The organism is Streptomyces sp. NBC_00390 (assembly GCF_036057275.1).
Classification (GTDB): domain Bacteria; phylum Actinomycetota; class Actinomycetes; order Streptomycetales; family Streptomycetaceae; genus Streptomyces.
In genome coordinates, this window is record NZ_CP107945.1 from 2451048 (window position 1) to 2476396 (window position 25349).

The 25349-nt window shown below is 69.7% G+C and carries 25 protein-coding genes; 13 read left to right on the forward strand and 12 right to left on the reverse strand.

All coding sequences use genetic code 11. From position 1 onward, the window contains the following. The 3 genes from OHS70_RS09995 to OHS70_RS10005 all read left to right on the forward strand — a co-directional run bounded on the left by OHS70_RS09995 (nucleotide 1) and on the right by OHS70_RS10005 (nucleotide 2948). Nucleotides 1-552, forward strand: a complete 552-nt coding sequence (locus OHS70_RS09995; protein WP_328395844.1) for a hypothetical protein — start codon at nucleotides 1-3, stop codon at nucleotides 550-552. A gap of 154 nt (nucleotides 553-706) precedes the next feature. Continuing rightward, entirely contained in the window at nucleotides 707-2056 is a 1350-nt protein-coding gene (gene gabT / locus OHS70_RS10000; protein WP_328395846.1) for a 4-aminobutyrate--2-oxoglutarate transaminase, read from the forward strand. A gap of 334 nt (nucleotides 2057-2390) precedes the next feature. Further along, a complete protein-coding gene (locus tag OHS70_RS10005) occupies nucleotides 2391-2948 on the forward strand; it encodes a phosphatase PAP2 family protein (RefSeq protein WP_328395848.1) in 558 nt (185 codons plus the stop codon). Here OHS70_RS10005 and OHS70_RS10010 read toward each other — a convergent pair. The 8 genes from OHS70_RS10010 to OHS70_RS10045 form a co-directional block, all read right to left on the reverse strand. Beyond that, nucleotides 2914-4713, reverse strand: a complete 1800-nt coding sequence (locus tag OHS70_RS10010) for a chitinase (RefSeq protein ID WP_328395850.1) — start codon at nucleotides 4711-4713, stop codon at nucleotides 2914-2916. The genes OHS70_RS10005 and OHS70_RS10010 overlap by 35 nt on opposite strands. Nucleotides 4714-4813: 100 nt before the next feature. Further along, nucleotides 4814-5272, reverse strand: coding sequence for a hypothetical protein (locus OHS70_RS10015; RefSeq protein WP_328395852.1), 459 nt, complete (start codon nucleotides 5270-5272; stop codon nucleotides 4814-4816). Between the two features lie 161 nt (nucleotides 5273-5433). Next, nucleotides 5434-6846, reverse strand: coding sequence for an NAD(P)/FAD-dependent oxidoreductase (locus tag OHS70_RS10020; protein WP_328395854.1), 1413 nt, complete (start codon nucleotides 6844-6846; stop codon nucleotides 5434-5436). A 21-nt stretch (nucleotides 6847-6867) separates the two neighbouring features. Further along, nucleotides 6868-7665, reverse strand: coding sequence for an ABC transporter permease (locus tag OHS70_RS10025; RefSeq protein WP_328395856.1), 798 nt, complete (start codon nucleotides 7663-7665; stop codon nucleotides 6868-6870). Further along, nucleotides 7665-8585: an ABC transporter permease gene (locus OHS70_RS10030; RefSeq protein WP_328395858.1), complete on the reverse strand. Its 921-nt coding sequence runs from the start codon at nucleotides 8583-8585 to the stop codon at nucleotides 7665-7667. The genes OHS70_RS10025 and OHS70_RS10030 overlap by 1 nt, the downstream gene beginning before the upstream one ends. Continuing rightward, on the reverse strand, nucleotides 8582-9736 hold the full coding sequence (locus tag OHS70_RS10035) for an ABC transporter ATP-binding protein (RefSeq protein ID WP_328395860.1): 1155 nt from the start codon (nucleotides 9734-9736) through the stop codon (nucleotides 8582-8584). The genes OHS70_RS10030 and OHS70_RS10035 overlap by 4 nt, the downstream gene beginning before the upstream one ends. 46 nt (nucleotides 9737-9782) lie before the next feature. Then, entirely contained in the window at nucleotides 9783-11030 is a 1248-nt protein-coding gene (locus tag OHS70_RS10040; RefSeq protein ID WP_328395862.1) for an ABC transporter substrate-binding protein, read from the reverse strand. A gap of 64 nt (nucleotides 11031-11094) precedes the next feature. Next, nucleotides 11095-12612: a gamma-aminobutyraldehyde dehydrogenase gene (locus OHS70_RS10045; protein WP_328395864.1), complete on the reverse strand. Its 1518-nt coding sequence runs from the start codon at nucleotides 12610-12612 to the stop codon at nucleotides 11095-11097. A gap of 175 nt (nucleotides 12613-12787) precedes the next feature. On the opposite strand from OHS70_RS10045, the gene OHS70_RS10050 reads away from it, so the two are divergent. Continuing rightward, the gene (locus tag OHS70_RS10050; protein ID WP_328395866.1) at nucleotides 12788-13345 is read left to right on the forward strand and encodes an NADAR family protein; all 558 of its coding nucleotides are present in this window, start codon (nucleotides 12788-12790) and stop codon (nucleotides 13343-13345) included. On the opposite strand, the gene OHS70_RS10055 is transcribed toward OHS70_RS10050, so the two are convergent. Next, nucleotides 13335-14033, reverse strand: coding sequence for a DUF4190 domain-containing protein (locus OHS70_RS10055; RefSeq protein ID WP_328395868.1), 699 nt, complete (start codon nucleotides 14031-14033; stop codon nucleotides 13335-13337). The genes OHS70_RS10050 and OHS70_RS10055 overlap by 11 nt on opposite strands. 111 nt (nucleotides 14034-14144) lie before the next feature. Here OHS70_RS10055 and OHS70_RS10060 point away from each other — a divergent pair, with 111 nt between their 5' ends. The 3 genes from OHS70_RS10060 to OHS70_RS10075 all read left to right on the forward strand — a co-directional run bounded on the left by OHS70_RS10060 (nucleotide 14145) and on the right by OHS70_RS10075 (nucleotide 16529). Further along, on the forward strand, nucleotides 14145-15170 hold the full coding sequence (locus OHS70_RS10060) for an adenosine deaminase (RefSeq protein WP_328395870.1): 1026 nt from the start codon (nucleotides 14145-14147) through the stop codon (nucleotides 15168-15170). A 20-nt stretch (nucleotides 15171-15190) separates the two neighbouring features. Then, nucleotides 15191-15880 carry a glycerophosphodiester phosphodiesterase gene (locus OHS70_RS10065; RefSeq protein WP_328395872.1) on the forward strand — a complete coding sequence of 230 codons (690 nt, stop codon included), beginning with the start codon at nucleotides 15191-15193 and terminating at the stop codon, nucleotides 15878-15880. A gap of 265 nt (nucleotides 15881-16145) precedes the next feature. Further along, nucleotides 16146-16529, forward strand: coding sequence for a winged helix-turn-helix transcriptional regulator (locus OHS70_RS10075; protein ID WP_328395874.1), 384 nt, complete (start codon nucleotides 16146-16148; stop codon nucleotides 16527-16529). Between the two features lie 33 nt (nucleotides 16530-16562). On the opposite strand, the gene OHS70_RS10080 is transcribed toward OHS70_RS10075, so the two are convergent. Continuing rightward, nucleotides 16563-17102 (reverse strand): hypothetical protein, encoded by a 540-nt coding sequence (locus OHS70_RS10080; protein WP_328395876.1) that lies wholly within the window; start codon nucleotides 17100-17102, stop codon nucleotides 16563-16565. A 38-nt stretch (nucleotides 17103-17140) separates the two neighbouring features. After that, nucleotides 17141-18304 carry a polyamine ABC transporter substrate-binding protein gene (locus tag OHS70_RS10085; RefSeq protein WP_328395878.1) on the reverse strand — a complete coding sequence of 388 codons (1164 nt, stop codon included), beginning with the start codon at nucleotides 18302-18304 and terminating at the stop codon, nucleotides 17141-17143. A gap of 169 nt (nucleotides 18305-18473) precedes the next feature. On the opposite strand from OHS70_RS10085, the gene OHS70_RS10090 reads away from it, so the two are divergent. After that, nucleotides 18474-18836, forward strand: coding sequence for a DUF1304 domain-containing protein (locus OHS70_RS10090; RefSeq protein ID WP_328395880.1), 363 nt, complete (start codon nucleotides 18474-18476; stop codon nucleotides 18834-18836). After that, complete coding sequence (locus OHS70_RS10095; RefSeq protein ID WP_328395882.1) at nucleotides 18833-19387, forward strand: TetR/AcrR family transcriptional regulator; 555 nt, start codon at nucleotides 18833-18835, stop codon at nucleotides 19385-19387. Before OHS70_RS10090 ends, OHS70_RS10095 begins: the two co-directional genes overlap by 4 nt. 119 nt (nucleotides 19388-19506) lie before the next feature. On the opposite strand, the gene OHS70_RS10100 is transcribed toward OHS70_RS10095, so the two are convergent. Then, entirely contained in the window at nucleotides 19507-20946 is a 1440-nt protein-coding gene (locus OHS70_RS10100) for a gamma-aminobutyraldehyde dehydrogenase (RefSeq protein ID WP_328405528.1), read from the reverse strand. A 169-nt stretch (nucleotides 20947-21115) separates the two neighbouring features. On the opposite strand from OHS70_RS10100, the gene OHS70_RS10105 reads away from it, so the two are divergent. The 4 genes from OHS70_RS10105 to OHS70_RS10120 all read left to right on the forward strand — a co-directional run bounded on the left by OHS70_RS10105 (nucleotide 21116) and on the right by OHS70_RS10120 (nucleotide 25057). Beyond that, nucleotides 21116-21631: an Lrp/AsnC family transcriptional regulator gene (locus tag OHS70_RS10105; RefSeq protein WP_328395884.1), complete on the forward strand. Its 516-nt coding sequence runs from the start codon at nucleotides 21116-21118 to the stop codon at nucleotides 21629-21631. Continuing rightward, the gene (locus tag OHS70_RS10110) at nucleotides 21616-22995 is read left to right on the forward strand and encodes an aspartate aminotransferase family protein (RefSeq protein WP_328395886.1); all 1380 of its coding nucleotides are present in this window, start codon (nucleotides 21616-21618) and stop codon (nucleotides 22993-22995) included. The genes OHS70_RS10105 and OHS70_RS10110 overlap by 16 nt, the downstream gene beginning before the upstream one ends. 188 nt (nucleotides 22996-23183) lie before the next feature. Then, nucleotides 23184-23912 carry an ABC transporter ATP-binding protein gene (locus tag OHS70_RS10115; protein ID WP_328395888.1) on the forward strand — a complete coding sequence of 243 codons (729 nt, stop codon included), beginning with the start codon at nucleotides 23184-23186 and terminating at the stop codon, nucleotides 23910-23912. After that, entirely contained in the window at nucleotides 23894-25057 is a 1164-nt protein-coding gene (locus OHS70_RS10120) for a hypothetical protein (RefSeq protein ID WP_328395890.1), read from the forward strand. Before OHS70_RS10115 ends, OHS70_RS10120 begins: the two co-directional genes overlap by 19 nt. Nucleotides 25058-25349: the final 292 nt, after the last annotated feature.

Genomic DNA, 25349 nt, shown 5'->3' on the forward strand with positions numbered 1-25349 from the left:
ATGACTGACGCAAAGTCACCGGTGTACGAGGCACGGTTCGGCCGGGACCGCAGGACGGTGGGCGCCCTGACCATCTCGGTCGTCTTCACAGCGGCCCTTCTGCTGCCCGGCACTCCACTGCTCGCGCAGTTCCTCGGCATACCGCTGTTCGCCGGAGGCGGGCTGGTCATGACGCTCAACTCGCTGACCCGCAAGGTGGCACTGCGGGTCGACGGCACGGGCGTACTCCTCGGCGGTGCTCCACTGCGATACCGGTCGACCACCGCGCACGTTCCCTGGGCGGACATCACGGCGGTCGTGCTCTGGCAGCAGGCGGTGCAGAACTCCACGATGCCTTGGGTGGGCGTGGCCCGCCACGACGGGACGGCGCCGCTGCCCGGCCCCGGCCAGGGTCCGCGTGCCCGCGCCGCCATGCGGTTCCTCGTGCCGAACGTCCCGGTCGATGTGGCCATGGCGTCGCGCGCGGTGAACGGCTGGCGTCTGGACCGGGCCCGCCTGGCCGCGGCGGTGGACCACTTCGCCCCCGGCGTCCCGGTCGTCGACGCAGGCTAGAAGGCTCCGGCGGGGATCCTCGCGTACGCCTATGTCCGTGAAGGACAACGACACGCGCCCACCACTCCCGATCGGAGCATGCCGGACCCCCTGGACCCGCCCTAGCCTGCGGGGAAAGAACAAGAAGCGTCCGGAACACCCCCAGGAGCCCCTCATGACCGAAATCCCGCAGGAGCGCCGCGTCGTCACCGCCATTCCCGGCCCGAAGTCGCAGGAGCTGCAGGCCCGCCGCACGGCCACGGTGGCCGGCGGGGTGGGGTCCGTGCTGCCCGTGTTCACGGTTCGCGCGGGTGGCGGGATCATCGAGGACATCGACGGCAACCGCCTGATCGACTTCGGCTCCGGTATCGCCGTGACCTCGGTCGGCGCCTCCGCCGAGGCCGTCGTACGCCGCGCCTCCGCACAGCTCGCCGACTTCACGCACACCTGTTTCATGGTCACGCCCTACGAGGGCTACGTCGAGGTGTGTGAGGCGCTTGCCGAGCTGACCCCGGGCGACCACCCCAAGAAGTCCGCGCTGTTCAACTCCGGCGCCGAGGCCGTCGAGAACGCCGTCAAGATCGCCCGTGCGTACACCAAGCGCCAGGCCGTCGTCGTCTTCGACCACGGCTACCACGGCCGTACGAACCTCACGATGGCGCTGACCGCCAAGAACATGCCGTACAAGCACGGCTTCGGGCCGTTCGCGCCCGAGATCTACCGGGTGCCGGTGGCGTACGGCTACCGCTGGCCGACGGGCCCGGAGAACTGCGGTCCCGAGGCCGCCGCCCAGGCCATCGACCAGATCACCAAGCAGGTCGGCCCCGAGAACGTGGCCGCGATCATCATCGAGCCGGTCCTGGGCGAGGGCGGCTTCATCGAGCCGGCCAAGGGCTTCATGCCGGCGATCGTGAAGTTCGCCAACGACAACGGCATCGTCTTCGTCGCCGACGAGATCCAGTCCGGCTTCTGCCGCACCGGCCAGTGGTTCGCCTGCGAGGACGAGGGCATCGTCCCGGACCTGATCACCACGGCCAAGGGCATCGCGGGCGGCCTGCCGCTCGCCGCCGTCACGGGCCGCGCCGAGATCATGGACGCCCCGCACGCGGGCGGCCTCGGCGGCACCTACGGCGGCAACCCGGTGGCCTGCGCCGGTGCGCTGGGCTCCATCGAGACCATGCGCGAGCAGGACCTCAACGGCAAGGCCAAGCGCATCGAGGAGATCATGAAGGGCCGCCTCGCCGCGATGCAGGAGAAGTTCGCCCACAACGATCGATTCGTCATCGGCGACATCCGCGGCCGCGGCGCCATGATCGCCATCGAGCTGGTGAAGGACCTGGTGACCAAGGAGCCCGCCCCGGAGGCGGCGGGCGCACTCGCCAAGGCCTGCCACGCCGAGGGGCTCGTGGTGCTCACCTGCGGCACGTACGGGAACGTGCTGCGCTTCCTGCCGCCGCTGGTCATCGGCGAAGACCTGTTGAACGAGGGTCTTGACATCATCGAGAGCGCTTTCGCCCAGGTCTGACACGTCCTGTGAAGAAGGTGTGCGGGGCCGATGGCGGGTTGGAGATCCGCCTGTCGGTCCCCCGGCCACTGCCGTACGGTTTCAGCAGATGAGAGAAACACCCCGTCCGCAGGAGACTGCGGACGACCCCAGGGCGGAGCCTCCCCAGCCCCGTTCTGGTCGTGCCCTGGCGCACACCACTGGAGCCTCGAGCTCCGAATCTCCTCACCGATCGGATGGCCGCTCGCCCCAAACCCCCCGGGGCGTGCGGCAAACCGATCCGACCGGTCGCCTCGCAACTACCCCCCCTGTTGCGAGGCGACCGGCCTCTCGGCTTTCCCGGGCCCTCGCACCGGTGCTGTGCGCCGCACTCTTCGCCCTGGTCACCTGGCAGATCACCGCCCACGGCCCGCTGCGCCGGGCGGACGAACGCCTCGGACGGGCCCTGTTCGGCGACGCCCCCCGCTCCCTGACCGAACCGCTCGCCGATCTCGGCTCCCCGGCCGTCGCGCTGCCGGTCCTGGCCGCGGCCGTCGCCTACACGATCTGGCGCACCCGGCAGTGGCTGCCCGGGCTCGTCGCCGCCCTGACCATGGCCGCCGTACCCGCGGCCGTCGTTCCGCTCAAGATGTGGATCGCCCGCACCGGACCCCTCGAGCCCGGCACCGGCTGGTACCCCTCCGGCCACACCGCCACCGCGATGGTCGCCTACTGCGGTGCGGCACTGCTTCTCGCCCCGCGGCTGCGCCGCCGATGGACGATGCCCGCCGCCGCGGTACTGACCACGGCGACGGGCATCGGTCTGGTGCTGCGCGGCCACCACTGGCCGCTGGACGTCCTCGGCAGCGTTCTGCTCTGTGTGCTGCTGCTCGTCCCGCTCAGCTCCAGTTGTAGGCGTCGAAGTTCTTCATGAACTCCCACTGGCTGTAGCGGTCCCAGTTGATCGACCAGGTCATCAGGCCGCGCAGCGCGGGCCAGGTGCCGTGGGTCTGGTACGAGCCGCAGTTGGCCTTCCTGGTCAGACAGTCCAGAGCCTTGTTCACCTCGGCGGGCGAGGTGTGGCCGTTGCCCGCGTTGGTCGAGGCGGGCAGTCCGATCGCGACCTGGTCGGGGCGCAGGGCCGGGAAGAACCTGGACTGGTCGCCCGCGACGGGGAAGCCGGTGAGCAGCATGTCGGTCATGGCGATGTGGAAGTCCGCGCCGCCCATGGTGTGGTACTGGTTGTCGAGCCCCATGATCGGGCCCGAGTTGTAGTCCTGGACGTGCAGCAGGGTGAGGTCGTCCCGCATCGCGTGGATGACCGGGAGGTACGAGCCGGCTCGCGGGTCCTGTCCGCCGAAGGGACCGGAGCCGTAGTACTGGTAGCCGAGCTGTACGAAGAACGTCTCGGGGGCCATGGTGAGCACGAAGCCGCTGCCGTACTTGGCCTTGAGGGTCTTCAGTGCCGAGATCAGATTGACGACCACCGGCGTCGTCGGGTTGCGGAAGTCCGTGTCGCCGGTGTTCAGGGACAGCGAGTGGCCTTCGAAGTCGATGTCCAGGCCGTCGAGTCCGTAGTCGTCGATGATGTTCGACACGGAGGTGACGAAGGCGTCGCGCGCCGCTGTGGTCGACAGCTGCACCTGGCCGTTGGCGCCGCCGATGGAGATCAGGACCTTCTTGCCCGCGGCCTGCTTGGCCTTGACGGCGGCCTTGAAGTCGGCCTCGGACTCGACGTTCGGGCACTCGGCGACGGGGCAGAGCCTGAACCGGATGTCGCCGGAGGTGACCGAAGTGGGCTCGCCGAAGGCGAGGTTGATGACGTCCCAGGAGTCGGGGACGTCGGCCATGCGTGTGTAGCCGGAGCCGTTGGCGAAGCTGGCGTGCAGATAGCCGACGAGGGCGTGCGCAGGCAGGCCGCCGCCGGGGCCGCCGCCCGCCGTCGTCGTCGCGGTCACGGCTGCCGACTTCGGGGACTCTCCGGCTTCGTTGGCTGCGGAGACCTGGAAGCTGTAGGCCGTGGACGGGGTGAGTCCGGTGACCGTCGCCGATGTGCCGCTCACCGTCGCGACCCGTGCGGTGCCCCGGTAGACGTGGTAGCCGGTGGCGCCCGACGACGCGTTCCAGCTCAGCGGCACAGAGGTCGAGCCGGGGATGCCCGCCTTGAGTCCGGTGGGGGCGGCCGGTGTCTGTACGGGGCCGCCGCCCGGACCGAACAGGGAGATGTCGTCGGCATGGTAGGCGGGAGTGCCGTACCAGCCGTGCGTGTAGATGGTCACCGACGTCGTCGACGCTCCGGTGCTGAACGTCGTCGAGAGCCGCTGCCAGCTCGTCGCGGACGGCGTCCAGGTGGAGACATCGGTGGTGCCGGTGCCGGACGCGCCGAGGTAGACGTAGCTGCCCTGCACCCAACCACTCAGCGTGTAGGTGGAGTTGGGCAGGACGGTGACGGTCTGGGAGCACTTGGCGTTGTCGCTGCCTGCCGGGGTGGCCTTGAGGGCCGAGCTGCCGCTGCGGGCGGGTGAGCCGACGACGACGCCGCTGCCGGCCGTACAACTCCAGCCGGTCAGCCCGGCCTCGAAGCCTCCGTTGCGGGCGAGTTCGGCGTCGGCCGCTTCGGCGGTCGTTGCTGTGGCGACGAGTCCTCCGGCGGCGAGGACGGCCGCCGCCAGGGCAGCCGTAAGTCTGGTGCGGTGCACAACTTCCTCCGGGCATGGGGGTTTTGGAGAGGTGGCGCTGGCGGGCACAACATGGTCCAGACCAATACGGTTGTCAAGACCTCTGACATTCCCGCGGCGTTCACCTGCCGACGTCGCCGGCCGGTGCGGCCGCCGCCTCGTGCAGGGCGAGCTCCAGCAGCGACGCGTCCGTGAGCGTGCCCGCGCCGTCCGGCGCGACCAGCCAGTGCACCGCTCCGCTCGTCCGGCCAGGACAGGGCACGACGATCCAGGTACCGCCGCCCACGGTGCGCACCCCGGTGCCGAGCCAGTGCTCTGCCGTGCCCGGAGGTACGAAGAATCCCGTCCGCGCGTCACCGAAGCCGGCGAGGACGGGCCCGGGCCGGCTCACCAGGCGGGTGATCACATCAAGGGTGCGGCAGCCGAGTCCGCCCGGCAGGACCAGTACGTCCCAGAGCCTGCCGGCGGGAAGGAGCGCGAACCCGAGAGGATCGCGCTCCCATTCCCGCCGGCAGGCGTCCGGGTCCGGCGCCACCGCCGCCAGCCACTCCACCGCCGCCTGCACCCCCGAGCCACCCATGAATCCGGCCTTCCGTCCACGTGCACCAAAGGTGCGTTCACACGGGGAGAGCCGATCGGATTCCGGTCATGACGCGGGTTCGGCACCCAGCGATGGTGAGCTGGGTCACACCAATGATCGAAGGCGTGCGACGGGCACACACAGGGGCACCCGGACAGGGCCTAGCTGTCGAAGCCGAGACCGAGCCGGTCCATCGCCTTCAGCCACAGATTGCGCCGGCCGCCGCGTGCATCCGCCCTGGCCAGCGCCCACTTGGTGAGGCCGATGCCCGCCCAGGCCACCGGCTCCGGCGGGAAGGGCAGCGGCTTGGTGCGCACCATCTTCAGCCGGGTGCGCTCACTCTCCTCACCCGCCAGCAGGTCGAGCATCACATCGGCGCCGAAGCGGGTCGCGCCGACACCCAGACCCGTGAAACCGGCGGCGTACGCGACCTTCCCGCCGTGCGCGCTGCCGTAGAAGGCCGAGAAGCGCGAGCAGGTGTCGATCGCACCGCCCCAGGCATGGCTGAAGCGGAGCCCTTCGAGCTGCGGGAAGCAGTGGAAGAAGTGCGAGGCTAGCTTGAGATACGTCTCCGGCCTGTGGTCCAACTCGGCGCTGACCTTGCCGCCGTACGGATAGATCGCGTCGTACCCGCCCCACAGAATGCGCTGGTCGGCGGTGATCCGGAAGTAGTGGAACTGATTGGCGCTGTCGCCCAGCCCCTGGCGTCGCTTCCAGCCGACCGACGCGAGCTGCGCAGGGCTGAGCGGCTCCGTCATCAGGGCGTAGTCGTAGACCGGAACGGTGTACGCGCGCACCCGCCGGACCAGCGACGGGAAGACGTTGGTGCCGAGCGCGACCCGGCGGGCGAAGACCCGGCCGTAGGGCGTGCGGACGGCCATCCCTGCACCGGACGCGCTCAGTTCGAGGCCGCGGGTGTTCTCGTAGATGCGCACACCGAGGTCCGTGCACGCCTGCTTCAGTCCCCAGGCGAGCTTGGCGGGGTGCAGCATGGCGACACCGCGCCGGTCCCACAGCCCGCCGAGGAACGTCGGTGAGTCCACCTCCGCGCGCACGGCGTCCGCGTCCAGCAGTTCGAGTCCGGTGAAGCCGTGCCGGGAAGCCTCCTCGTGCATCTCGCGCAGGTCGTCGAGCTGGTGCGGCTCGGTGGCCACGTCGATCTCGCCGGTGCGCTCGAAGTCGCAGTCGATCCCGTAGCGGGCGACCGTGTCCTCGATGGCGTCGAGGTTGCGGGCTCCGAGCTCCTCCAGCTGCGCCAACTCCTCGGGCCAGCGGGCGAGTCCGTTGCCCAGCCCGTGGGTGAGGGAGGCGGCGCAGAAGCCGCCGTTGCGGCCCGAGGCGGCCCAGCCCACCTCGCGCCCCTCGATCAGCACGACATCCCGTCCCGGGTCGCGTTCCTTGGCCAGCAGCGCGGTCCACAGTCCGCTGTAGCCGCCGCCGACGACGAGCAGATCGGTCCGCTCGTCACCGGTGAGGGCGGGCAGTGCGCCGGGCTTGCCGGGGTCTTCCAGCCAGAAGGGGACGGGCTGGGCGTCCGAGAGCGATTGGGCAAATGTCATGGCAGCTGGGGCCATGGTTTCCACTCCTTCGGGGTCCTACTTGGGCAGGGCGGTCTTCTTCCGCCGGCTGCTGATGACCTGGCCGGCGACCACGATCAGCACGGCGATGATGAACATGGCCGTACCGATGACATTGATCTGGACGGGCGTACCGCGCTGGGCCGAGCCCCACACGAACATCGGGAAGGTGACGGTGCTGCCCGAGTTGAAGTTGGTGATGATGAAGTCGTCGAACGACAGGGCGAAGGCGAGCATCGCGCCTGCCGCGATGCCGGGTGCCGCGATCGGCAGCGTGACCCGCAGGAAGGTCTGCACGGGCCCCGCGTAGAGGTCGCGCGCGGCTTCCTCCAGACGTGGGTCCATCGACATGACGCGCGCCTTGACGGCGACCACCACGAAACTGAGGCAGAACATGGTGTGGGCGATGAGGATCGTCCAGAAGCCCAGCTCCGCGCCCAGGTTGAGGAAGAGCGTGAGGAGTGAGGCCGCCATGACCACCTCGGGCATCGCCATCGGCATGAAGATCAGCGAGTTGATGGTGCCGCGGGCTCGGAAGCGGTAACGGACCAGCGCGAAGGCGATCATCGTGCCGAGCACGGTCGCGCCGAGCGTCGCCCAGAGGGCGATCTGCAGCGACAGGGTGAGCGAGCCGCACATGTCGGCGACGCCGCACGGGTCCTTCCAGGCGTCGAGGGAGAACTCCTGCCAGGAGTAGTTGAAGCGCCCGGCGGGCTTGTTGAACGAGAACACCATCACGACGATGTTCGGAATGATCAGGTACGCGAGCGTGATGATGCCCGCGATGACCACGAAGTTGCGCCGAATCCAGCTCATCAGACGAGATCCTCCGTCCCGGCCCGTCGGATGTAGACGGTGACCATGACCAGCACGATCGCCATCAGGATGAACGACAGCGCGGCGGCCGTCGGATAGTCGAGCACGCGCAGGAACTGCGACTGGATCACGTTGCCGATCATGCGGGTGTCGGTGGAGCCCAGCAGCTCGGCGTTGACGTAGTCGCCGCTCGCCGGGATGAAGGTCAGCAGGGTTCCGGAGACGACACCGGGCATGGACAGCGGGAACGTCACCTTGCGGAAGACCGTGGCGGGCTTGGCGTACAGATCCCCGGCCGCCTCGTGCAGGCGCGGGTCGATCCGCTCCAGCGAGGTGTACAGGGGAAGGATCATGAACGGCAGGAAGTTGTAGGTCAGACCGGTCACGACGGCGAGGGGGGTGGCGAGCACCCGGTCGCCCGCGGTCAGCCCGAGCCAGCTGGTGACGTCCAGGAAGCCGATGACGTTGAGGAACTCCACCACGGGTCCGCCGTCCGCGAGGATCGTCTTCCAGGCGAGCGTACGGATCAGGAAGCTCGTGAAGAACGGCGCGATGACCAGCACCAGCAACAGATTGCGCCAGCGGCCCGCCCTGAAGGCGATGAGATAGGCGAGCGGGTAGCCGAGCAGCAGGCACAGGACCGTGGCTGTGCCCGCGTACAGCAGCGAGCGCAGGAACTGCGGGTAGTACTCGGTCAGCGCGTCCCAGTAGGTCTGGAAGTGCCAGGTGACCTGGAAGCCCTGCTCCAGCGAGCCCGTCTGCACGGAGGTGGAGGCCTGGTAGACCAGCGGCAGCGCGAAGAAGACGAGCAGCCACAGGATGCCGGGCAGCAGCAGCCAGTACGGGACGAGCTTGCGGCGCACGGACGTCTTGTGCACGACCGGCCCTGGGGGAGCCGGCGGCGCCTCGGTTACGGTCACGGCGTCTTCTCCTCGACCGTCTCCACACCCGCGTCGATGTCCTGTGCGGCATCGAGACCGAAGGTGTGCTCCGGGTTCCAGTGCAGGACCACCCGGGCACCGGGAACCAGCCGCGGATCGCGCTCGACGTTCTGCGCGTACACCTCGAGCTCGGGACAGACCGGGCTGTCGATGACGTACTGCGTCGAGACGCCGATGAAGCTGGAGTCGGCGATCGTGCCGGTGAACCGGTTGCGGCCGCCGGCGATGTCGCCCTCGTCGTCCGCGTGTGCCAGCGAGATCTTCTCCGGACGCACACCGACCAGGAGCTTTCCTCCGGGGCTCGGCCGGGTGGCACAACGGTCCGCGGACAGCCGCAGCTTGGCGTCGGCCGCGGTGACGACGACCTCTCCGTCGCTGCTCTCCACGACCTGGGCCTCGATGAGGTTGGAGGTGCCGAGGAAGTTGGCGACGAAGGTGGTCTGCGGGTTCTCGTACAGGTCGGCGGGGGCGCCCAGCTGCTCGACGCGGCCCTTGTTCATCACCGCGACCGTGTCGGCCATGGTCATGGCCTCCTCCTGGTCGTGGGTGACATGGACGAAGGTGATGCCGACCTCGGTCTGGATCCTCTTCAGCTCGAGCTGCATCTGGCGGCGCAGCTTCAGGTCGAGGGCACCGAGCGGCTCGTCGAGCAGCAGCACCTCGGGATGGTTGATCAGCGCGCGGGCGACTGCGACACGCTGCTGCTGGCCGCCGGAGAGCTGGTGCGGCTTGCGGTGCGCGAAGTCGCCGAGCTGGACCAGCTCCAGCATGTCGTCGACCTGCTTCTTCACCGACTTGATGCCGCGCCGGCGCAGGCCGAACGCGACGTTCTCGTAGATGTTCAGATGCGGGAAGAGCGCGTAGCTCTGGAAGACGGTGTTGACCGGCCGCCTGTGCGGCGGGAGGTCGGTGACGTCCTTTCCACCGAGCGAAACCGTGCCGGTGGTGGGTTCCTCGAGCCCGGCGATCATCCGCAGCGTGGTGGTCTTGCCGCAGCCGGACGCGCCGAGCAGCGCGAAGAACGAGCCCTGCGGAATGGTCAGGTCCAGCGGCTGTACGGCGGTGAAGGAGCCGTACGTCTTGCTGATCCCGGAAAGGCGGACATCGCCGCCCGCTGTCTTGTCAGTCATGGGTCGCAGTCCCAGGTGTGTCGGAAATCGAAGGAGGCAGGGCAGGTCAGGCGCCGATGAGCTTGGTGAACTTCTCTTCGTACGCCGTCTCTTCTTCGGAGGAGAGCGAACGGAACGAGTGGGACTTGGCCGCCATGGCCTCGTCCGGGATGATCAGCGGGTTCTTGGCCAGGGCCGGGTCGATCTTCGCCAGCTCCGTGCCCACCCCGGCGACCGGGGTCACGTAGTTGATGTACGCGGCGAGCTGGGCTGCGACGGGGAGTTCGTAGTAGTAGTCGATCAGCCGGGTGGCGTTCTTCTTGTGCCGGGCATGTGCGGGGACCATCAGGTTGTCGGTGGCGGTCATGTAGCCGGCGGCCGGGATCGCGTACCTGATGTCCGGGTTGTCGACCTGGAGCTGGATGAGGTCACCGGCCCAGGCGACACAGGCGGCGATGTCGCCCTTGTCGAGGTCGGACGTGTAGTCGTTGCCGGTGAACCGGCGGATCTGCTTCTTGTCGACGCCCTTCTGGAGCCGGCCGATGGCCGCGTCGTAGTCGGCGTCGTTGACCTTGGCGGGGTCCTTGCCCATGTCGAGCAGGGTCAGTCCGACCGTGTCGCGCATCTCGGTGAGGAAGCTGACCCGGCCCTTGAGAGTGGGGTCGTCCAGCAGCTGGGTGACCGAGTCGACCTTGCGGCCCCGGGTCGCCTTGATGTTGTAGGCGATGACGGCCGGGATACCGGTCCAGGGGTACGAGTAGGCGCGTCCGGGGTCCCAGTCCGGGCTGCGGAACTGGGGCGAGAGGTTCGCGTACGCGTGCGGGAGCAGCGAGGCGTCGAGCTTCTGGGCGTATCCGAGCCGGATCATCCGGGCGGCCAGCCAGTCGGTGACGTTGATCAGGTCACGCCCGGTGTCCTGGCCGGCCGCCAGCTGCGGCTGGATCTTCCCGAAGAACTCGACGTTGTCGTTGATGTCCTCGGTGTACTTGACCTTGATCCCGGTCCGCCGGGTGAACTCGTTCAGGGTCGGCCGGGTCTTCCCGTCCTCACTGGTGTCCATGTACTCGGTCCAGTTGGAGAAGGCGAGCTGCTTCTCCTGGTCCGAGCGGTCGTCCGCGTCCGACGATCCCTCCTCACGCTTGGCGGGCGGGATTCCGCACGAGGTGAGGGCCGCCAGACCTCCGGCGGTGAGCGCCCCGATGCCGGTCGCGCGCAGCATCGAGCGGCGGCTGAGCGCGCCCCTGCCGTTCGTGAGACTGCGACGCATCGCGGCAAGCTGTGCCTGGGACAGGCCGTCGGGCTGGTTGTGATCCATGCTCTGTGCCCTTTCGGGATGATGCCGCTGGTCGCGCGGCTCGGTCACACGGGGGCGTGTGCCGTTACGGTCGGTCCCCGAAGATCGTGCGGTGCCAGTCCTTCCTGACGACCGCAGTGTTGTCGAACATCACATGCTTTACCTGGGTGTATTCATCGAACGAGTACGACGACATGTCCTTGCCGAAGCCGGACGCCTTGTAGCCGCCGTGGGGCATCTCGCTGATGATCGGGATGTGGTCGTTGACCCAGACGCAGCCCGCCTTGATCTCGCGGGTGGCGCGGCCCGCGCGGTAGACGTCGCGGCTCCAGGCGGAGGCGGCGAGTCCGTACGGGGTGTCGTTGGCGAGGGCGATGCCTTCGTCGTCGGTGTCGAAGGGCAGCACGACCAGGACCGGGCCGAAGATCTCCGACTGGACGATCTCGCTGTCCTGGGCGGCACCGGTGACGAGCGTGGGCAGGTAGTACGCGCCGTCCTTCAGGTCCCCGCCGGGCGCCTGGCCGCCGGTGACGACGGTGGCGTACCCGCGGGCCCGTTCGACGAAGCCCGCCACCCGGTCGCGCTGGAGGTGCGAGACGAGCGGGCCGAGATCGGTGGACGGGTCGAAGGGGTCACCGAGCCGCACACCGGCCATGAGGTCGGCGACCGCGCCGACGAAGGCGTCGTACAGGGGCCGCTGGACATAGGCGCGGGTGGCCGCGGTGCAGTCCTGGCCGGAGTTGATCAGCGAGCCGGCCACCGCGCCATGGGCCGCGGCGTCGACATCGGCATCGTCGAACACCACGAACGGGGCCTTGCCGCCCAGCTCGAGGTGGAGGCGCTTGACCGAGGCGGTGGCGATCTCCGCAACGCGCTTGCCGATCGCGGTGGAGCCGGTGAATGAGGTCATGGCGATGTCCTGGTGGCCGACCAGATGCTCGCCCGCGTCCTTGCCCGCGCCGCTGATGATGTTGACGACACCGTCGGGGACGCCCGCCTCCGCGGCCGCCTCGGCGAACATCAGCGAGGTGAGCGGGGTGATCTCGGCGGGTTTCAGCACGATGGTATTCCCCGAAGCTATGGCCGGGAGAATCTTCCAGGCCGCCATCTGGAGCGGATAGTTCCAGGGGGCGATGGAGCCGATCGCGCCGATCGGCTCGCGGCGCACGTACGAGGTGTGGTCGCCGCTGTACTCGCCCGCGGACTGGCCCTGGAGATGGCGGGCGGCGCCGGCGAAGAAGGCGGTGTTGTCGACCGTGCCCGGTACGTCGAACTCGGTGCTGAGCTTGATCGGCTTGCCGCACTGGAGCGTCTCGGCGTCCGCGAGCTCCGCGGACCGCTCGGCGAGCACGGAGGCGAAGCGGTGCAGCGTGTCGGAGCGCTCGCCGGGGGTGGCGCCGGCCCAGCCGGGGAAGGCCTCCCGGGCCGCGGCGACGGCGGCGTCCACATCGGCCGAGCCGGCCAGCTCGTACGTGTGGACCGTCTCGCCGGTCGCCGGGTTCACGATGTCCTGAGTGCGCCCCGACGTGCCGGGGCGCAGCTGTCCGCCGATGTACTGCGCGCCGGCAGCGAAGCGGTCCTTGATCTGGAATCGGTTGCCCATGACGCTCTCCGTTGTCCCAGCCCGATTTGAGTGCCGATCCTGGCAGAGGGTGATGCACCCAACAAGGGATTCCGTTGTTGCCTTTTGATTACGCGACGGAATCGGTCGACCAAGTGTCGCGTCGACCGGACAAACCGTGAACGGATTGTCCGTGGTCACTGCCAGACTCGCATGCATGGGGATGGATGAGCTGATCAAGCAAGCCGCAGGCGGCACGAGGGTCAAGTACCTGCACTTCTGGGGCCATGCGCCCCGCCGGGACGGCACTCTCGGGGCGGGCTGTCTGAGCCAGTGGTGGCCGTCGCCCTTCGTGGTGGACGGCGTGCGCTACGCCACCGCGGAGCACTGGATGATGGCCGCCAAGGCCCGGCTGTTCGGGGACGAGGAGGCGGAACGCGCGGCGCTGGAGGCGGCGAGCCCGGCCGCGGCGAAGAAGGCGGGGCGGCTGGTGCGGGGCTTCGACGAGAAGGCATGGAAGCGGGAGCGCTTCGAGATCGTGCGCGCGGGCAGTGTGCACAAGTTCGGGCAGGACGCCGGCCTGCGGGAGTTTCTGCTGGGCACGGGCGACCGGGTGCTCGTCGAGGCCAGCCCGGTGGACCTGATCTGGGGTATCGGACTGGCCGCCGACGACGAGCGGGCAGAGGATCCCACGCGCTGGCGCGGGCTCAATCTGCTGGGTTTCGCGCTGATGGAGGCGCGCGAGGAACTGCGGGTGCGGTGGGCTACCGGCTGACGTCGACCACCAGGACGTTGGAGTACGAGTCGTAGTCGTTGTCGTAGTCGTTGCTGCGTTCCTCGTTGATGGCCTTGGTGATGCCCCAGGCGAGCAGACCGATGACGACAGCGCCGATGACGATGCCGATGGAGCCGAGGATGACGCCGGCCAGGGCCATGCCGCCGTTGGTGGCCTCGCCCCGCTCGACCTTCTTGCGGCCGAGGATGCCGAAGATCAGCGCGAGGACGCCGAGGATGACCGAGAGGACACCGTAGACGCAGAAAAGGCACACGGCGAGGATGCCGAGCACCATCGCGGCTATGCCCATGCCGTTCGCCGGGCTCTGCTGCCAGCCGGGCTGGCTGTATCCCGGGTAGCCGGGGTAGCCCGGGTACCCGGCACCGTACGGGTCGTTCGCGACCGGGCCGAAGGAGCCGGTGGCCGTGCCGGGCGAGGCCGCGGGGTAGCCGTACGCACCGGCTGCCGGCAGGCCGGGCCCACCGGGAGCGGTCGGCGGCGGCGGCACGGCGCCGCCGTCGACGGCCGGCATCGACGTGACCGTCGGCTGGTCGTGCACCGGCCGCGCGGCGGGCTTGTCCAGCGGCACCCTGTCCTGCGGGGTGCTCGGTGCGGCGCTGCTCTCCGGCGGGGCCCACGGGTCTCGCGGCTGCGGCCCGCCGGGCGGCTGGGCCTGATTGTCGGACATTCTTCTCCCCCACTCGTGGTGCGGCCATGCTACGGCCCGGTCCCTGAGCCGGACCCGGCCGCCTACGATGATCCCTGACGACCAGCGGCCGAGCGCACCCGGAGGCACCCGATGACCGATCTGCACCCCTTCATCGCGGGACTGCCCAAGGCCGAACTGCATGTGCACCACATCGGTTCGGCCTCACCGCGCATCGTGGCCGAGCTGGCCGCCAACCACCCGGACTCGAAGGTTCCGACCGATCCGGAAGCGCTCGCCGAGTACTTCACCTTCACCGACTTCGCGCACTTCATCGAGGTCTACCTCTCCGTCGTCGATCTGATCCGGACCCCCGAGGACGTACGGCTGCTCACGTTCGAGGTGGCCCGGGACATGGCCCGGCAGAGCATCCGCTACGCCGAGCTGACCGTCACACCCTTCAGCTCGACCCGCCGCGGCATCGACGAGAAGGCCTTCATGGAGGCGATCGAGGACGCCCGCCGGGCGGCGGAGACCGAGCTCGGGGTCGTGCTGCGCTGGTGCTTCGACATCCCCGGCGAGGCCGGTCTCTCGGCCGCCGAAGAGACCGCGCGGCTCGCTGTGGACCTGCGGCCGGAAGGCCTGGTCTCCTTCGGCCTCGGCGGCCCGGAGATCGGCGTACCGCGACCGCAGTTCAAGCCGTACTTCGACCGCGCGATCGACGCCGGGCTGCACTCGGTGCCGCACGCCGGCGAGACGACCGGGCCCCGGACTATCTGGGACGCGCTCACCGAACTGCGCGCCGAGCGCATCGGGCACGGCACCAGCGCCACGCAGGACCCGAAGCTGCTCGCGCACCTCGCGGAGCACCGGATCGCGCTGGAGGTCTGCCCCACCTCCAACATCGCGACGCGTGCCGTCACCGACCTCGACCAGCACCCGGTGAAGGAGATGGTCGCGGCCGGCGTGCTGGTGACGATCAACAGCGACGACCCGCCGATGTTCGGGACCGACCTGAACCACGAGTACGCGGTCGCGGCGCGGCTGCTGGACCTGGACGAGCGGGGACTCGCGGGCCTCGCGAAGAACGCTGTGGAAGCATCGTTCCTCGACCCCGCGGGCAAGGCCAGGATCAACGCGGAGATCGACGCGTACACCACCGCCTGGCTGGCCCGCTGACCGGCGACCACACTGGTCCCATGAGCGATGTCACGGTCGTGGCCCACCGCGGCGACCCCTACCGCGTCCGCGAGAACACCCTGCCCTCGCTGCGTTCGGCCGTCGAGCGCGGCGCGGACGCGGTCGAGATCGATGTACGGCTCACCCGCGACGGCGTGCCCGTGCTGCTGCACGACGACTCGCTGGAGCGGCTGTGGGGCCACGATCGCCCGCTCGCCCGGCTCACCCACGCCGAGGTGAGCGGGTTGACCGCGGGCGGGGTGCCGACCCTGCGCGAGGCGCTTATCGGGACCGGGGCGCACCGCGTGATGATCGACCTGCCGGGCGCCTGTGAGGAGTCGGTGCGCACGGTCGTGGGCACGGTCCGCGAGTGCGGTGCGGGCGACCGCGTCTACTACTGCGCCGGCGCGACGACGATGCTCGCGGTACGCGCGGCCGACCCGTCGGCCGAGATCGCCCTGACCTGGACCTCCCTCGCCCCGCCGCGCCGGGTGCTGCTCGACGCGCTGGGACCCCGCTGGCTGAACTACCGATTCGGGCTGGTCGGACGGGAGTTGGCGGACAGGGTCCACCGGGACGGGATGCTGATCTCCGCGTGGACGGCCGACACCCGGCGCACCATGCGCCGGCTGATCGGCTGCGGGGTCGATGCGATCACGACCAACCGCGTGGACACCCTGCGCAGTGTGGTGCGCCGCTCACGGGCCTGATCGGGGCGATCGCCTGCGCATCGACGCCCTCCCCACCCACACCCCGATCGGCAGGGCGGCCGTGGCCTCGAGCAGGCGTGCCCTGGTGAGAGCGCCTGCCGCGACGGGCTCCGCGCCGAGGTCCCGCACAAGGACGCGTACGTCGCGAGCGCCTCCGGGTCATCGCCGCGGAGAGGCACGGCGAGCGGCCGGCCGCCGAATTCGAGCGGCGCGATACGCCAGACGCTTTCGTGGCAGGGGTCCGCTGGGCACAGGAGGTGCACCCATGTCCCACGGCCACGGGGCTCCGGACGGCTTTCTCGCGGACTGCCGTGCGCGCCCCACCTTCGACCTGCCGGCCAACACCTGGAACGCGGTGACCCTCTGGGCTCTGCGCGACGGACCGTGCCGCCATGGCGAGTTGCGCGAAACGATCGGCGGCATCAACTCGAAGGTGCTCACCGGGACCCTGCGGTGTCTCGAGTACAACGGCCTGGTGGGGAGCCGCGCGTACGCCGAGGCGCCGCCGAGGGTCGACCACGGGCTCACCGCGCTCGGCCGCACGCTGATCGGTCCCATCGAGGCACTCGGCGCATGGGGCTTCCGGTACGGGGACGAGGTGCTCGAGGCCCAGGACCGCGCCGAGGGACGGGACGTGGCAGAGGGTTGAACCCGCTCGCGGAGGTCGTCGTCCACGCGGCGCTCAGGTCCCGGTGGCGACGGCAGCGGTGGGGACCGGCCGGGCCGTGAGCGCCTCCAGCCGCTTGATCCTGCGGCGCACGAGGTGGAGCGGGATCACGCCGAAGACGCCGAACGACATGTCGATGACCGACCACCAGAAGGGGATGCCGCGGATCGGTCCGCAGATCAGGGCGAGCGGAATGATGCCGGCGCAGGCGATCATCCCGAATTCGACGACCCAGATGTTGCGCACCGGGTCGCGGTACGGGCCGTAGAAGGCGACCGCGATCACGAGGTGGGCGAAGGCCAGCCAGTCCGTGCCGTACAGCACGAACGGGTACCGCTCGTCGGTGGCGTCCAGGCCCTCGCGGACCCGTTCGATCCACTCCGTCAGGCCGGGGAGGTGCTCGGGCACCGGGGAGGCGGAGGACTTCAGCGCGTCCTCCAGCCAGTGCAGTTCCGTCACCAGCGGAAAGGCGGTCAGACCGCTGAGGACGAGACAGACGATGAAGATGACCAGCCACACACGTATGCCCCGTACGAGGGCCGCGCTCTCGCTCATGCACAGCAGCGTACAGCGAGAATGAACGCGTTCAAAAATCACAGACCCACGAGGGCGTTCCAGCGTCCGGCGAGCTCCTGCCGCTCTGTTGACGTGATGTCACGCGCAATGGCGAGCCGGGCCCGCATCGCGTCGTCGGGAAAGATCAGCGGGTCCTCCGCCAGCGCCGCCGTCTCCTCGTCCTTGGCGGAGGCCAGCACCTCACGGGCGGCCGGCACGGGGCAGACGTAGTTGACCCAGCTCGCCAGCTCGGCAGCCACCTCGGGGTCGTAGTAGTGCTCGATCAGCGCCTCGGCGTTGCGCTTGTGCCGGGCGAGGTTGGGGATCATCAGACTCTCGGCCCACAGCTCCGCCCCCTCCTCGGGGACCACGAACTCGATGTCCGGGTTGTCGGCCTGGAGCTGGATGACATCGCCCGAGTACGCCTGGCAGGCGAGCACATCGCCGGTGGAGAGGTCCTTGATGTAGTCGTTGCCGGTGAACCGCCGGACATGTCCTTGCCGTACACGCTTTTCCACCTGATCGCACACGAGGTGGAAGTCGTCGGCGCGCCAGCGGGTGACGTCGACGCCGTTTCCCTGCATCAGCAGAGCGAAGGCCTCGTCGAGCCCGGACAGCAGCGTGACCTTGCCGCGCAGGTCGCCCGCCCACAGGTCGGCGGTGCTGCGGACCTCCCGGCCGAGCCGTGCGCGGTTGTACGCGATGCCGGTGATCCCGCACTGCCAGGGCACGCTGTGGCGCCGGCCGTTGTCGAAGGCGGGTGAACGCAGCTGCGGGTCGAGGTACTTGGAGACGTTGGGCTGGCTCGCCCGGTCCATCTCCTGCACCCAGCCCAGCCGTACGAACCGGGCCGCCATCCAGTCGCTGATGACGATCAGGTCCCGGTCCGTCTCCTGACCGTTCATGAGGGCGGGGCTGATCTTGCCGAAGAACTCGTCGTTGTCGTTGATCTCCTCCGTGTACCGGACGGCGATCCCGGTGCGTTCGGTGAAGGCGTCGAGGGTGGGCCGCTTCGAGGTGTCCTCGTCGTCCGTGTCGATGTACAGCGGCCAGTTGGCGAAGTCGACGCGCCGCTCGCGGGCCGAGAGGTCGCGGCGCGCGCGGTCACCGGGCGCGACGAAGGCCGCAGGAACCCCGCAGCCGGCGAGTGCGAGTCCGGCCGCACCGCCACCGAGGGCGCGCAGCAGGGACCGACGTGACATGGGATTCATCCGGATCGCCGACACATGCGAAGGATGCCGGGCGGCGGGTGCGCGCGGCAATGGACGCCGCGTCGATCCATGGACACGTCGCCCGACACCCTGTCGATCATGGACGCATGTCTATACTTCCTGAACATCTGTCCATGAACTGGATCGAATCGAGTCGCGCATGAACGCAACAGCCCAAGTACTGGTCGGCCTGGTGGCCGCGCTGCACGTCTACATCCTGGTTCTGGAGATGTTCCTGTGGCAGCGCAAGCCCGGCCGGAAACTCTCCGGCTTCGACGCGGAGACGGCCCGCGCGACCGCGCCGCTCGCCGCCAACCAGGGCCTGTACAACGGGTTCCTGGCCGCGGGCCTGATCTGGGGCCTGATCGCCGCACACCCCACGGGCCGGCAGGTGCAGCTCTTCTTCCTCGGCTGCGTGGTGGTGGCGGGCCTGTACGGGGGCTTCACCGCGAACCGCCGCATCCTGGTGGCTCAGGCCCTTCCCGGTGCACTCGCGCTGAGCGCCGTACTGTTGGCCGGATGAGCGATCCCAGGGCGGAGCGGACCCGGTCCAGACTGCGCGAGGCACTGCTGCGGGAGTGCGCCGAGCGCCCGCTCGAGGAGGTCAGCGTGGCAGCCGTGGTGCGCCGGGCGGGTGTCGGCCGGGCCACGTTCTATGTGCACTACCCCGACCTCGAGGCGCTGGCGGTCGACGCCTGCGCCGAGGTCGTACGGGATGCGGTGGACGCGCTGCACGCGTGGCGGGGTGTACCGGACCCGGCAGCACCGCCGCCGGCCCTGGCGGAGTTCTTCACCAGGGCGGCCGCGAACGCCTCCCTGTACCGGACGTTGCTGCGCGAGGGCGGCAGCGGCCCGCTGGGGGACCTGCTCCACCGTGAACTGCGCGAACGCAGCCGCAGCGAACGCGAGTTGGCGGGCGGCCCCGCCCCCGCCCTGATCGCCACGGCGGTGGCTTCGACGTTCGCGGGCCTGCTGGCGGACTGGCTCCACGGCACGATCACGGCGCCCCCGGACCGGATGTCCTCCCAGACCTGGCGCCTGCTGCTGGCGCTTCACACCACCCCGCTGGAATAGCCCCGGACGCCACCACTTCCCCGGTGGTCACGGCTCTCCGGTCGCGGAAAGGGGCGGGGCGGGGGAACGCACCCCCACCCCGCCCCGCCACCGCGCCGTCAGCCGTCAGCCGTCAGCCGTCAGCCGTCGAGCGACGTCATCACGTGCTTGATCCGCGTGTAGTCGTCGAACCCGTACGCCGACAGGTCCTTGCCGTACCCGGACTTCTTGAAGCCGCCGTGCGGCATCTCCGCCACCAGCGGAATGTGGGTGTTGATCCACACGCAGCCGAAGTCCAGCGCCTTCGACATCCGCATCGCCCGCGCGTGGTCCTTCGTCCACACCGACGACGCCAGCGCGAACTCCACACCGTTCGCCCACTCCAGCGCCTGCGCCTCGTCGGCGAAGGACTGGACCGTGATGACCGGCCCGAAGACCTCGTTCTGGATGATCTCGTCGTCCTGCTTCAGGCCGGAGACGACGGTCGGGGCGTAGAAGTAGCCCTTGTCGCCGACCCGGTGGCCGCCCGACTCGACCTTGGCGTGCGCCGGCAGACGGTCGATGAAGCCGGAGACCTGCGCCAGCTGGTTGGCGTTGTTGAGCGGGCCGAACAGCACGTCCTCGTCGTCCGGCGCACCTGTCTTGGTGTCGGCGGCCGCCTTGGCGAGCGCCTGCACGAACTCGTCATGGATGGATTCGTGCACGAGCACACGGGTCGCGGCGGTGCAGTCCTGTCCGGCGTTGAAGAAGCCCGCGACCGAGATGTCCTCGACCGCCTTGGGGATGTCGGTGTCCTCGAAGACCACGACGGGCGCCTTGCCGCCGAGCTCGAGGTGGACACGCTTGACGTCCTTGGCCGCGGAGGCGGCGACCTGAATGCCGGCGCGTACGGAACCGGTGATGGACGCCATCGCCGGGGTCTCGTGCTCGACCATCAGGCGGCCGGTGTCACGGTCGCCGCAGATGACGTTGAAGACGCCCTTGGGGGCGATCGCGCCGATGATCTCGGCGATCAGCACCGTCGACGCGGGCGTGGTGTCGGACGGCTTGATGACGACGGTGTTGCCCGCCGCCAGGGCCGGCGCGAACTTCCACACCGCCATCATCATCGGGTAGTTCCACGGCGCGACCTGGGCACAGACGCCCACCGGCTCACGCCGGACGATCGAGGTCATGCCCTCCATGTACTCGCCGGCGGAGCGGCCTTCGAGCATGCGCGCCGCGCCCGCGAAGAAGCGGATCTGGTCCACCATCGGCGGAATCTCTTCGGTGCGCGTGAGCTCGAGCGGCTTGCCCGTGTTCTCCGACTCGGCCGCGACAAGATCCTCGGCCCGCTCCTCGAAGGCGTCCGCGATCTTCAGCAGAACCTTCTGACGCTCGGCCGGGGTGGTGTCGCGCCAGGCGGGGAAAGCGGCCGCGGCAGCGTCCATGGCGGCGTCGACATCGGCCTGGCCGGACAGCGGCGACGTGGCGTAGACCTCGCCCGTGGCCGGGTTGACCACGTCGATGGTCCGGCCGTCGGCGGCGTCCCGGAACTCCCCGTTGATGTAGTTGCGCAGACGACGCAGCTCGGTGGTCACTGTTGCCACCCCTCCAGTCCTGTCGGTGTCCGATCCCTGAGACATCCACCCTAATCTCTCGGCAGACGTTTTCCATAGGCCCGACGCTCCCCAACTTCGGATTCAGTGAAATAACGCCCCGCCAACAACGAATTTCATCGCTCCAGGGTTGCCAGACAGACGAGTCGCAGTGCAGAGTGAGCTCGTGGCCAGCCGTAGCGCAGACTCCAGGACCGGGACGGGAAGCGGATCGTCGACTCCGACGATCGACTCCGTCTCCCTCGCGATCGTCGAACAGCTCCAGCAGGACGGGCGCCGCCCCTATGCCGCGATCGGCAAGGCCGTGGGCCTTTCCGAGGCGGCGGTGCGACAGCGCGTCCAGAAGCTGCTCGATCAGGGCGTGATGCAGATCGTCGCCGTCACCGACCCGCTCACCGTGGGCCTGCGCCGCCAGGCAATGGTCGGCATCAAGGTCGAGGGCGATCTCGACCCGGTGGCCGACGCGCTCACCGCAATGGCCGAGTGCGAGTACGTGGTGATGACCGCGGGCTCGTTCGACCTGATGGTGGAGATCGTCTGCGAGGACGACGACCACCTGCTCGAAGTGATCAACAAGCGGATTCGCGCCCTCCCCGGGGTGCGCTCCACCGAGAGCTTCGTTTACCTAAAGCTCAAGAAGCAGACCTATATGTGGGGAACCCGATAGCCGTGAGCAAGGACCTCTCCAAGACCGCCTACGACCACCTGTGGATGCACTTCACCCGCATGGCGTCGTACGAGAACGCACCCGTGCCCACCATTGTGCGTGGCGAGGGCACCTACATCTACGACGACAAGGGCAAGCGCTACCTGGACGGCCTCGCCGGCCTGTTCGTGGTCAACGCGGGCCACGGGAGGCGCGAGCTCGCCGAGGCGGCCTTCAAGCAGGCGCAGGAGCTCGCGTTCTTCCCCGTGTGGTCCTACGCGCACCCGAAGGCCGTGGAGCTCGCCGAGCGTCTGGCGCAGCACGCTCCGGGCGACCTCAACAAGGTCTTCTTCACCACCGGTGGCGGCGAGGCCGTCGAGACCGCCTGGAAGCTCGCGAAGCAGTACTTCAAGCTCATCGGTAAGCCCACCAAGTACAAGGTCATCTCCCGTGCGGTCGCCTACCACGGCACTCCGCAGGGTGCTCTGTCCATCACCGGTCTGCCCGGCCTGAAGGCCCCCTTCGAGCCGCTGGTGCCCGGCGCGCACAAGGTGCCGAACACCAACATCTACCGCGCCCCGATCCACGGCGACGACCCCGAGGCCTTCGGCCGCTGGGCCGCCGACCAGATCGAGCAGCAGATCCTCTTCGAGGGCGCCGACACCGTCGCGGCCGTGTTCCTCGAGCCGGTGCAGAACGCCGGCGGCTGCTTCCCGCCGCCGCCGGGTTACTTCCGGCGGGTCCGCGAGATCTGCGACCAGTACGACGTACTGCTCGTGTCCGACGAAGTCATCTGTGCCTTCGGCCGCCTCGGCACGACCTTCGCCTGCGACAAGTTCGGCTACGTGCCGGACATGATCACCTGTGCCAAGGGCATGACGTCGGGCTACTCCCCGATCGGCGCATGCATCGTCTCCGACCGTCTCGCCGAGCCCTTCTACCGGGGCGACAACACCTTCCTGCATGGCTACACCTTCGGCGGTCACCCGGTCTCGGCGGCCGTGGGCCTCGCCAACCTCGACATCTTCGAGAAGGAGAAGCTCAACCAGCACGTGCTGGACAACGAGGGCGCCTTCCTGACCACGCTGCAGAAGCTGCACGACCTGCCGATCGTCGGCGACGTCCGCGGCAACGGCTTCTTCTACGGCATCGAGCTGGTGAAGGACAAGGCGACGAAGGAGTCCTTCAACGACGAGGAGACCGAGCGCGTCCTGTACGGCTTCCTCTCCAAGGCGCTGTTCGAGAACGGTCTGTACTGCCGGGCCGACGACCGCGGCGACCCGGTCGTGCAGCTGGCGCCGCCGCTGATCGCCGACCAGTCGACGTTCGACGAGATCGAGCAGATCCTCCGCGGCGTCCTGACGGAGGCCTGGACCAAGCTCTAGGCAAAAGGCTCCGCGCCCTGCCTGTGACCGGCCCGGGTACCCCCATCCGAGTGAGATGGGCGGTACCCGGGCCGCGTGCCTTCCGGCGCCTCGCCGCGGACTCCTTAGCGTGCCCAGTGACCGATCGGCCCTGTCTTCGTTCCCCCGTACGGGGGGCCGGAAATCTGATCAGAACCGAGGAGTGCGCCATGGTGGCCCCACCGGACAACGATGTGCTCTGGGCACGTTCCCTCCATTACTCCCACCGCGGCTCGCCCGCGCTCGTCGGTGTGTCACTGGGCGTGCGGGAGAGCGAGATCCTCGCCGTGTGCGGCCCGCGGGGAGGCGGCAAGACCACGCTGCTACGGTGTCTGTCCGGCCAACTCGTGCCGCAGCAGGGCGAGGTGTGGTTCAACAGCTCGCCCGTGCACACGATGCCTCCGGTGCACCGGGAACGGCTGCGGCGCGACCGGTTCGGCTGGATCGACCCCGAGCCGACGCTGGTGGCGGAGCTCAAGGCGTGGGAGAACGCGGCGCTGCCGCTGCTGCTGCGCGGCGTCTCGCACCGCAAGGCGAAGTCCACCGCACTGGAGTGGATGGAGCGCCTGGACATCGGCGGCTGCGCGGACAAGCGCCCCCACGCCCTGCTGCGGTCGGAGCAGCAGCGCGTCTGTGTCGTACGGGCCCTGGTCACCGTGCCTGTGGTGCTGTTCGCCGACGAGCCGACGGCGACGCTGCACCGCGCCGACGCGGCACACGTGCTGCGTACGGTGACGGCCGCGGCGCGCTCGCACCGGATCACCGTGGTGCTGGCCACGCACGACGCGGACGTGGCGGGGCTCGCGGACCGGGCGATCACGATCGTCGACGGCCGACGGGCCAACTCCTTCGGCTCCGCCGACGCGGAAGGGCGGGCCGCGTGCTCGCTCTCCGTCTAGCCCGCGGCACACATCCCCTGGTTCTGCTGCGCCGGCTGATGGTGGCGGCGGCATCGGCGGGTGTCGGCTTTCTGCTGCTGTGCACGCTGACCTATGCGCTGGCCCACCCCGACGATTCGGGCGCATCGGTGGTACGGCTGCTGTGGTGCCTGGCGCCGCTCGCCGCGACGGTGCACTTCGCGGTGGCCGTGGCGCGTACGGATCCGGGCACGCGCCTGCGGTCCGGGCTGTCCGCGGTGGGGCTGGGCCCGGCCCGGCTGGCCGCGCTCGCCGCGGTGTCCACGGCTGTCGCCTGCACGCTGGGCAGCATGCTGGCGCTGCTGTTCTTCCTGCATCTGCGCGGAGATCTGACAGGGCTGCCATTCGACGCGGACGCGGCCGAACTGCTGGCCGCGGAGCAGCCGTTGCCGCTGGGGGCGGTGCTGACGCTGCTCTCGCTGGTACCGGTGCTGGCCACCGTCGCGGCGGCGCTCGCACTGCGGCCGCGTCGGGCGAAGCCGGGCGAGGAGACGGACCCGGACCAGCCCGCCGCCCCGATGGCGGCACCACCCGGGCTGCCCTGGGGGGTCGCCCTGGCCGCCGCCGGCCTCGCCGTCGAGACCTACGCGAGCCGAGGCGCGGCCCAGTCTGCGCTCCCCCTGCCGGGGCAGGTCGCCGACGGCCCGGCAGGGGTCCTGGCGGGCTGGGCCCTGACCGCCGTGGGGCTCGCCCTCGCGGGCCCGGGCATCACCCATCTGTGCGGCCGTCTCCTGCAGACCGCCCGTCCCGGCGCGACGCGCCTGCTGGCCGGCCGCGTCCTGATGGAGGAGGCCCAGCGCATCGGCCGCCCCCTGGGCGTGGTGTGCGCGGTGGCCTCGGGAGCGATCGCGGCCTCGACGGTGTACGGCACGTCCTCGGACGTCTTCGGGCCGGTGACGGCCCTCGGCGCGATCCTGGTGATGGCCTGCACGACGGCGACGCTGCTGACGGCGGTGCTGGAGGCCCGTCAGGCCCGGGCACAGACCAGGACGAACCTCCTGCGCCTGGGCACCTCTCTCGCGGCCCTCCATCAGGCGACGGCGCTGCGCGCGGTGGCGCTGCTGGTGGCCTTCGTCCCCCTGACCTGGGCGGTGGCCACTCTGGCCGCGGCCCCGCTGTCCCCCTGACCGCTGTCCCGTTGACCCACTGCCCCCCATCAGCGGCCGCCCCCGTCCCGGGATCCGCCTCCGCAGCGGCTCCCGACCCCCGAGGCCGAACTCTCCCGGACCGACGGCCGCGCCGCCCGCCTGCCCGGCCCGAGGCAGGACCGGCCTCCCTGCTCATGCACACCCCGTCGCCGGGCCGCCTCCGCCGGAAGCCGCCGCGAGACGCCGGCGTTCCAGACATGCGCACAGAGCCGCCACCGACGCGCCGCACACCGTCCCCCAGGAGCGGCAACTGCACTCGGCGCAAGGGCGA